Source organism: Micromonospora sp. ATLC20, from assembly GCF_057196585.1.
The window spans coordinates 1-8,103 of sequence record NZ_JBXUOV010000224.1 but is presented as its reverse complement, the minus strand read 5'-3'; the positions used below and the strand labels follow the sequence as shown (position 1 = coordinate 8,103).

The following is an 8,103-nucleotide window of genomic DNA, read 5'->3' as shown; positions in this document are numbered from 1 at the left end:
CCCCGGCGCCGCAGGCGTCCCGGGCGCCCCGGACGCGACGGGCGCCGCCCCGGCCCCGCTGCCCCGATCGGCGCCGGTCACCATCTCGATCCCCCGCGTCGGGGTGCAGGCGCCGATCATGTCGCTCGGCACGAACCCGGACGGCACGGTCCAGGTGCCCCCGCTGGACCAGGCCATGAACGCCGGCTGGTACTCCCCCGGCGCCAGCCCGGGCGAGGCCGGCAACGCGGTCATAGTGGGTCACGTCGACTCCGCCCAGCTCGGCCCGGCGGTGTTCTTCAACCTCGGCGCGCTGGTGGCGGGCGACACCATCGTGGTGGCCCGGCAGGACGGCTCGGCCGCCACGTTCACGGTGCGGGAGGTCGCGTCGTACCCGAAGACCGCCTTTCCCGCCGCGCAGGTCTACGGTCCGTCGGACGTCCCCGCCCTGCGCGTGGTGACCTGCGGCGGGGTGTTCGACAAGACGGCCGGGAGCTACCTGAACAACATCGTCGTCTACGCGGCGATGACGAGCTGAGGGCCGGAACGGCAGTGGCCCGGCGGTCGGGGAACCGACCACCGGGCCACTCGTGCGTCAGCGTCAGGCCGCCGCCGAGGTCCGGACCAGGGTACGGATCTGGCGCAGCAGCACCGACAGCGCGGACAGGTCGGCGCGGGACTCGTCGAACTCCCCCATCGCCCGGTGCGCCCGGTGGATCGAGGTGGCGTTCGCCTGCTCCCACTCCTGCACCCGCTCCACCGGCGGCACGTCCTCCGGCGTGGACCCGAGCACCTCCGCGGTGAGCGCGGCCAGCGCGGCGTACAGGTCGTAGCGCAGCGCCATCCGGGCCAGGGTCTGCCACCGGTCCTCGCGGGGCAGCAGGGAGATCTTCGACAGCAGCGAGTCGACCCGGAACCGGTCGGAGAGCACGAAGTAGACCGAGGCCACCTCGCTCACGTCCCGCCCGGTGCCCTGCGCCGTCTCGACGATGTCCAGCAGGCCGAAGCTGTACATCAGGCGGGTCGCCTGCTCGGCCAGGTCACGCGGCAGCCCGCGCTCGACCAGCGACTCGATGTGCGCCGCGATGGCCTCCCGCTCGGTGCCCCAGAACCGGTTCTCCAGGTCCGGCAGGAGCCGGGCCACACCGTCGCGCAGCCGGGCGATCTCCGCCGGCACGTCGATCGGCGAGCGCCGGTTGGTGACCAGCCAGCGCACCGCGCGGTCGAGCAACCGCCGGGTGTCCAGGTAGACGGCGGTCTGCAACTCGGGCGAGACCTTGTTGTCGAGCGCCTCGACCGCGTCCCACAGGTCACGCAGGCCGAACACCTCGCGGACCACCACGTACGCCCGGAGCACGTCCGCCGCGGAGGCGGCCGTCTCCTCGACCACCCGGAAGACGAACGAGATGCCGCCCCGGTTGATCGCCTCGTTGACCAGGACCGTGGTGACGATGTCGCGGCGCAGGCGGTGCCGGCCCATCCGCTCGGCGAAGCGCTGCCGCAGCGGCGTCGGGAAGTAGTTGACCAGGACGTCGGTCGTCCACTCCTCGTCCGCCAGGCCCTCGCCGACGATCTCGCGCTCCAGCACGATCTTGACGTACGCGAGCAGCACCGCGAACTCCGGCGCGGTCAGGCCGCTCTCGGTGCGGACCGCCAGTTCCTCGTCCGAGGGCAGCGCCTCCAGTGCCCGGTTCAGCGCGCCGGACCGCTCCAGCTCGTTGATCATGCGCCGGTGCACCGGGAGCAGCGAGGCGGCCTGGGCCTGGGCGTTGTTGAGCGCCCGGGCCTGGTCGTAGTTGTCCCGCAGCACCAGCTCGGCGACCTCGTCGGTCATCTGGGCCAGCAGCTCGTCGCGCTCCGGCCGGTCCAGCTCACCGTCGGCCACCGCCGTGTTGAGCAGGATCTTGATGTTGACCTCGTGGTCGGAGCAGTCCACACCGGCCGCGTTGTCGATGAAGTCGGTGTAGATGCGGCCGCCGGTCGAGGCGTACTCGATCCGGCCCTGCTGGGTGAAGCCCAGGTTGCCGCCCTCGCCGACCACCCGGCAGCGCAGGCCCTTGCCGTCCACCCGGATGGCGTCGTTTGACTTGTCCCCCACCTCGGCGTTGGTCTGGCTGGACGCCTTCACGTAGGTGCCGATGCCGCCGTTCCAGAACAGGTCGACCGGCGCGGTGAGGATCGCCTTCATCAGCTCCTGCGGGCTGAGCTGCGTGACGTCCTCGTCGAGGCCGAGCACCGCGCGGACCTGCGGCGAGATCGGCACCGACTTCGCCGTACGCGAGTGGACGCCGCCGCCTTCGGAGATCAGCTCGCGGTCGTAGTCCTCCCACGACGAGCGCGGCATGTCGAACAGCCGCTTGCGTTCCTCCCAGGACCGGGCCGAGTCCGGATCCGGGTCCAGGAAGATGTGCCTGTGGTCGAACGCGGCCACCAGCCGGATGTGCTTCGACAGCAGCATCCCGTTGCCGAACACGTCGCCGGACATGTCGCCGACGCCGACCACAGTGAAGTCCTGCGTCTGGGTGTCGTGGCCCAGCTCCCGGAAGTGCCGCTTGACCGACTCCCAGGCGCCCCGGGCGGTGATGCCCATCTTCTTGTGGTCGTAGCCGGCCGAGCCACCGGAGGCGAACGCGTCACCCAGCCAGAAGCTGTGCGCCTCGGAGATCTCGTTGGCGATGTCGGAGAACGTCGCCGTGCCCTTGTCGGCGGCCACGACCATGTACGGGTCGTCGCCGTCGTGCCGGACCACGTCGTCGGGCGGCACGATCTCGCCGCTGACGATGTTGTCGGTGACGTCGAGCAGCGCGGAGATGAACTCCTTGTAGCAGATCACCGCCTCGTCCCGGTCGCCCGGCTTCTGCTTGAGCACGAAGCCGCCCTTGGCGCCGACCGGCACGATCACCGCGTTCTTCACCATCTGCGCCTTGACCAGGCCGAGCACCTCGGTCCGGAAGTCCTCGCGCCGGTCGGACCAGCGCAGGCCGCCGCGGGCCACCGGCCCGTAGCGCAGGTGCACGCCCTCGAACCGGGGCGAGTAGACGAAGATCTCGAACTTGGGCCGCGGCGCGGGCAGGTCCGGGATGGCCTGCGGGTCCAGCTTGAACGCCACGTACGCCTTGGGCCGCCCGCCCACCGGCTTCTGGTAGAAGCTGGTGCGCAGCGTGGCCTGGATCAACGTCAGGTAGGCCCGCAGGATGCGGTCCTGGTCGAGGCTGGCCACCTCGTCCAGCGCCTCGCCGATCGCGTCGACCAGCTCGCCGCTGCGCTGCCGCCGCTCGTCGAGCGTGGTGGCGCCCGGGGCGAACCGGGTCTCGAACAGCTTCACCAGCAGTTCGGCGATCTGCGGGTACGCGATGAACGTCTGCTCCATGTACTCCTGGGAGAACACGGTCCCGGCCTGGCGCAGGTACTTCGCGTACGCGCGCAGCACGACGACCTGCCGCCAGGTGAGCCCGGCCCGCAGCACCAGCTCGTTGAAGCCGTCCACCTCGGCCTCGCCCCGCCAGGCGGCGGCGAAGGCGTTCTCCACGTGCGGACGCACCTCGGCCAGGTCCTGGTGCCGTTCGGGCAGCTCCAGACCGAAGTCGTAGAGCCAGATCCGGCCGTCGACGCGCTCCACCTCGTACGGGTGCTCGTCGACCACCTTCACGCCGAGCGAGTGCAGCACCGGCAGCACGGCGGAGAGCATCATCGGCTCGCCGTACCGGTAGACCTTGAACCGCACGTCCATCGCCTCGTCGGCGTCGGCGGCGCGGGCGGCGTACGGACGCGGCGGCGCCTGCTTGCGGAACAGGTGCATCTCCAGCTGGCCGGGCTCCTCCAGCAGCTCCAGCTTCGCCAGGTCCTTCATCGCCTCGTACGGCGTGTGCCCGTCCTTGTAGCCCTCCGGGAACGCATCGGCGTACCTGGCGAAGAGGTGCTTGGCCTGCTCGTCGCCGAGCTTGCGTTCCAGCACCAGCCGGTAGTCGTCGTCCCAGAGCCGGGTCGCGTCGGCCAGTTCCTCGGCGAGCAGGTCGGCGTCGATGTCACCGGGCGGGTTGTTCGGGTCGGTACGCACGATGAAGTGCACCCGGGCCAGCATCGACTCGGTCACCCGGGTGGTGTAGTCGACGCCGACGCCGTTCAGCTCGCGCAGCAGGATGTCCTGCATGCGCAGCCGGTTCTGGGTGGTGAAGCGGTCCCGCGGCAGGTAGATCAGGCAGGAGATGAACCGCCCGTACGCGTCGCGGCGCAGGAACACCCGAAGCTGCCGGCGACCCGCCATCCGCAGTACGCCGATCACCGCGTGGTAGAGGTCGTCGGTCTTGATCTGGAACAGCTCGTCGCGCGGGTAGGTCTCCAGGATCTGCAGCAGGTCCTTGCCGGAGTGGCTGCGCAGGCTCAGGCCCGAGCGGTCGAGCACCTCGGCGACCTTGCGCCGGACCACGGGCAGCTCCTGCACGCTGGTCCGGTACGCGGCGGTGGAGAACAGGCCCAGGAAGCGCCGCTCCCCGACCACCTCGCCGGCCTCGTTGAAGATCTTGAAGCCGATGTAGTCGAGGTACGCCGAGCGGTGCACAGTGGCACGCGAGTTGGCCTTGGTGATGATGAGCAGGCGCTTCTCCAGCACCTTCTCGTGCGCCTCGGGCGTCATCGAGTTCAGCGACCGGGCCTCCGGCGAGTCGGAGCGCAGGATGCCCAGCCCGGTGCCGAGCACCGCCTCCAGGGCCTGCCCGCCGCGCGCGCCGTCGGTGTTGACCAGGCGGTACTCCCGGTAGCCGAGGAACGTGAAGTGGTCGTGCGCCAGCCAGCGCAGCAGCTCCACCGAGTCGGTGATGTCCTTCTCCGGCACCGGCGGGCGGTTGTCCGACGTCCGGGCGGCGGCCAGCTCGTCGGCGAGCGCGAGGGCCCGCTGCCGCATCTTCGGCCAGTCCTCGACCGCCTCGCGCACGTCGGTGAGCACCCGCTGCAACTCGCGCCGCAGCGTCTCCCGCTCGGCCGGGTCGCGGACCGGGTCGATCTCGATCCGCATCCAGCTCTCGACCAGGTCACCGGCGATGGCGTCGTCCGGTTCCACGTCCGCCGACACCTCGGTGAGCCGGCCCAGCGGCTCGCGGCGCACCACGACCAGCGGGTGCACCAGCAGGTGCAGGTCCAGGTGGCGGGAGTTCAGCAGGGCGGTCACCGAGTCGACGAGGAACGGCATGTCGTCGGTGACGATCTCGACGACCGTGTGGTGCTGCTCGGCGTCCGGCTCGTGGATGCGGAGCTTCAGCTCGCCCGGCACCCGCTGCTGGGCCAGGTCCCGGTGGGCCCGGGCCGCCTCCAGCATCTCCTCGGCGGTGAAGCCGATCAGCTCCTCGTCCGGCGCGAACCGCCAGAAGCGGTCCACCAGTGTGGCCGCGTCGTGGTCGTCGCCGGCCAGCGCGACCGCCTGGGCGACCAGCCGCTCCGCGTTGGGAACGGGCTCGTCCAGCTCGGCGTCCTCCGACTCGTCGGCCAGTGCCTGCGCGGGCAGGCCCAGGTCGTAGAGGGTGTCGATGCTGGAACCGGTCATCCCGGTCACTCCTGTGTCGAGACGGCTGAAACCGTCCCCGTCGGTCGCCGAATCGAAGCTGTCGTCGTCCCGGCCGGTGTCAGCCTGCCGGAGGTCGGGTCCCGGTTTGATCGCCGGACGCCGGTCCATCGGTGCCACTCCCCTCGACCCACCGCGTTGTGGGTCACTCTGCCGCCCAGCCTAGGCCCTACCGCGTGGTACCTCCCGCGGCGGATCACTGGCCGGACGTCCGGATCGGGACTCTGTCCTTTCACCCGTTGCGGGTCCGAGGTCGGCCGCTCGCGGAGTACCCCGACTGGCGATGTTCATCACACTGCCACACGCTGCTTCTCGCGCTGCCGGAGGCCGTGGCGGGGCGGTGGGGAGCGCCGGGTCGTACTAGCGTGCAGGGCAGTTGAGCACCGGAGGGACCGCTTCATGCCTGTGTCGTACCCCGTCCGCCCCCGCCGCCACACCCGTCACCGCGCCCTCGCGGCACTGGCCGCAGTCCTGGTCACGGCCGGTGCGCTGACCGGATGCTCCGGGGACGACGGCCCGGAGGCGGCCGTCGAGGCGTTCCTCGGCGGCTGGCGCTCCGGCGACCTGCAGGCGGTCGGCTTCGTCCAGCCGGCCGGCGGGCGCGTGCCCGCCGGCGACGTGACCAAGCAGATCCAGGCGCTCGCCGGCGCGCTCGCGGCGAACCCGCCGGAGCTGGCGCGCACCGGCGAGATCACCACCAAGGGCGACGTCGCCACCGCCCGGGTCAAGGTGAGCTGGGCGCTGCCCGGCGGCGGCACCTGGGCCTACGAGAATCCGGTACGCCTCAAGCGCGGCGGCGACGACCAGTGGCAGGTGATCTGGGAGCCGTCGGTGGTGCACGAGAAGCTGGAGAGCGGCGACAAGATCGCGCTGCGGCGGGAGCCGGCGCAGCGCGCCGGTGTGCTCGACGCGGCCGGTCAGCCGATCGTCGCACCGCGCCCGGTGGTCCGGGTGCAGCTCGTCCCCGGCGAGGTCACCGACGTGCCCGGCATGGTCAAGAAGCTGGACGCCGCGTTCAAGGCGATCCGGCCCGCGCTCACCCCGCCGGTCGACCTGGGCGACCTGCCCAAGCGGCTCAAGGATGCCAAGCCGGACGGCCTGGTCGAGGTGGTGACGTTGCGCGACGAGGCGTACCGGCAGATCAAGCCGCGCATCTACGACCTGCCCGGCACCCGTTTCGCCTCCGAGCAGCTCATGCTGGCGCCGACCCGCGAGTTCGCCCGGGCGCTGCTCGGCTCGGTCGACCAGGCCACCGCCGACGACCTCCAGGCCCACCCCGAGCGGTACGCGCGCGGCGACCTGGTCGGCCACGGCGGCCTCCAGGGCCGGTACGACGAGCGGCTGCGCGGCGTCCCCGGCGTCACCGTGATCACCGAGCGGACCACCCCGGACGGCAAGGTCGAGCCGACCGGCACGGAGCTGTACCGCGCCGACCCGAAGCCCGGTCAGCCGGTCAAGACGACGATCGACGCGGCCACCCAGAACGCCGCCGACGCCGCGTTGCGCGGGCAGACCCGCCGCTCCGCCCTGGTCGCCGTGCGGATCAGCGACGGCGCGGTGCTGGCCGCCGCGAATGGCCCGGGCGCGGCGGGCGACAACCTCGCCTTCACCGCCCAGGTGCCGCCCGGCTCGACGTTCAAGATGGTCAGCGCGCTCGGCCTGCTCGACCGGGGCGCGGTGACGCCGCAGACGACGGTGGCTTGCCCGAAGACGTCGACGGTCGAGGGCCGGGTCTTCAAGAACTCGGACGACTTCGAGCTGGGCGCGGTGCCGTTCGCCACCGACTTCGCCAAGTCGTGCAACACCGCGTTCACCGCGCTGGCGCCGAAGCTCGGCCCGGACGGGCTGGCCCAGGCCGGCCGTACGCTCGGCCTGGAGGCCGCGTGGGATCTCGGCACCGACGCGTTCACCGGCAAGATCTCCGCAAACGGCTCGGCCACCGAGCAGGCCGCCGCCGCGATCGGTCAGGGCACCACGCTGGTGAGCCCGCTGGCCATGGCGAGCGCCACCGCAGCAGTGGCCCGGGGCAAGTTCGAGCAGCCCAAGCTGCTGCTCGACCCGGCGCCGGCCAAGCCCGCGCCGGCCGGCGAGGCGCTCAAGCCGGAGTCGGTGGCGGCGCTGAAGTCGATGATGCGCGGGGTGGTCACCGCGGGCAGCGGCAGCGCGCTCGCGGACGTGCCGGGCGAGCCGGTGCACGGCAAGACCGGCACCGCGGAGTACGACAACAACCCGGCGCACACGCACGCCTGGTTCGTCGGCTGGCAGGGCGACGTCGCCTTCGCCGTCTTCGTCGAGCAGGGCGGGGCGGGCTCGAAGGTGGCGGCGCCGATCGCCGAGAAGTTCCTGCGCGGCCTCGCCGCGAGCTGAGGCGTACCGGTCAGGCGATGTCGATGCCGGAGCGGGCCGGGTCCGGCTCGTCTCCGGCGGGCGCGCGGCGCAGCAGCCCGGGCCCCATCGGGTCCTCGCCGAGGTCGTCGGCTGCGGTCGGGTCGGGGCCGATCGGCTCCACCGCGACCGCCGGCGCCGGTACGGCCGCCGGGGCGGGCAGCGGCTCGGGCTCCGGCCGGCTG

At 72.0% G+C, this 8,103-nt stretch carries 3 protein-coding genes and 1 pseudogene; 2 read left to right on the top strand and 2 right to left on the bottom strand.

Going from position 1 to position 8,103, the window contains the following annotated elements:
* The coding region (locus tag AC2CHG_RS28155; protein WP_484525934.1) for a class F sortase at positions 1–517 on the top strand (517 nt) is incomplete at its 5' end.
* A 63-nt stretch (positions 518–580) separates the two neighbouring features.
* Here the strand turns inward: AC2CHG_RS28155 and AC2CHG_RS28150 are convergent.
* The gene (locus AC2CHG_RS28150; protein WP_484525933.1) at positions 581–5,644 is read right to left on the bottom strand and encodes an NAD-glutamate dehydrogenase; all 5,064 of its coding nucleotides are present in this window, start codon (positions 5,642–5,644) and stop codon (positions 581–583) included.
* Between the two features lie 288 nt (positions 5,645–5,932).
* Between AC2CHG_RS28150 and AC2CHG_RS28145 the strand changes: the two genes are divergently transcribed.
* Positions 5,933–7,900: a penicillin-binding transpeptidase domain-containing protein gene (locus AC2CHG_RS28145; RefSeq protein ID WP_355508917.1), complete on the top strand. Its 1,968-nt coding sequence runs from the start codon at positions 5,933–5,935 to the stop codon at positions 7,898–7,900.
* 10 nt (positions 7,901–7,910) lie between these two features.
* Here AC2CHG_RS28145 and AC2CHG_RS28140 read toward each other — a convergent pair.
* Positions 7,911–8,103, bottom strand: a pseudogene (locus AC2CHG_RS28140) (arginase family protein); the annotation flags it as partial.

What these genes read in the sequence shown, in the direction of transcription:
- AC2CHG_RS28150 (WP_484525933.1), bottom strand. Translation starts at nt 5,644, where the DNA reads ATGGACCGGCGTCCGGCGATCAAACCGGGACCCGACCTCCGGCAGGCT.
- AC2CHG_RS28145 (WP_355508917.1), top strand. Translation starts at nt 5,933, where the DNA reads ATGCCTGTGTCGTACCCCGTCCGCCCCCGCCGCCACACCCGTCACCGC.